The following is an 875-nucleotide window of genomic DNA, read 5'->3' on the forward strand; positions in this document are numbered from 1 at the left end:
CACGTCGAGTACGAAACGGCTAACCGCCACTACGCACACGTTGACTGCCCGGGCCACGCTGACTATGTGAAGAACATGATCACGGGCGCCGCACAGATGGACGGCGCGATCCTGGTGTGCTCGGCCGCTGACGGCCCCATGCCCCAGACCCGCGAACACATCCTGCTGGCCCGCCAGGTTGGCGTGCCTTACATCATCGTGTTCCTGAACAAGTGCGACATGGTCGACGACGCCGAGCTGCTCGAGCTGGTCGAAATGGAAGTGCGCGAGCTCTTGTCCAAGTACGAATTCCCCGGCGACGACACCCCGATCATCAAGGGTTCGGCCAAGCTGGCACTGGAAGGCGACAAGGGCGAACTGGGCGAGCAAGCCATTCTGGCCCTGGCCGAACAGCTGGACAGCTACATCCCGACGCCGGAACGTGCCATCGACGGTACCTTCCTGATGCCGGTGGAAGACGTGTTCTCGATCTCGGGCCGTGGCACGGTTGTGACCGGTCGTATCGAGCGCGGCATCATCAAGGTTGGTGAAGAAATCGAAATCGTTGGTATCAAGCCGACGGTCAAGACCATCTGCACCGGCGTGGAAATGTTCCGCAAGCTGCTGGACCAAGGTCAAGCAGGCGACAACGTGGGTCTGCTGCTGCGCGGCACGAAGCGCGAAGACGTCGAGCGCGGCCAAGTGCTGTGCAAGCCGGGTTCGATCAAGCCGCACACGCACTTCACCGGCGAGGTCTACATCTTGTCGAAGGACGAAGGCGGCCGCCACACCCCGTTCTTCAACAACTACCGCCCGCAGTTCTACTTCCGTACGACCGACGTGACTGGCTCGATCGAGCTGCCGAAGGACAAGGAAATGGTCATGCCGGGTGACAA

At 61.3% G+C, this 875-nt stretch carries 1 protein-coding gene; it reads left to right on the forward strand.

Features of this window, described 5'->3' with window-relative positions:
- Positions 1-875: elongation factor Tu (gene tuf, locus AC1Q7Q_RS40365; protein WP_492376853.1), on the forward strand; the 875-nt coding region annotated here is incomplete at both ends.

This window comes from Cupriavidus sp. GW823-FHT07A04 (assembly GCF_058794615.1).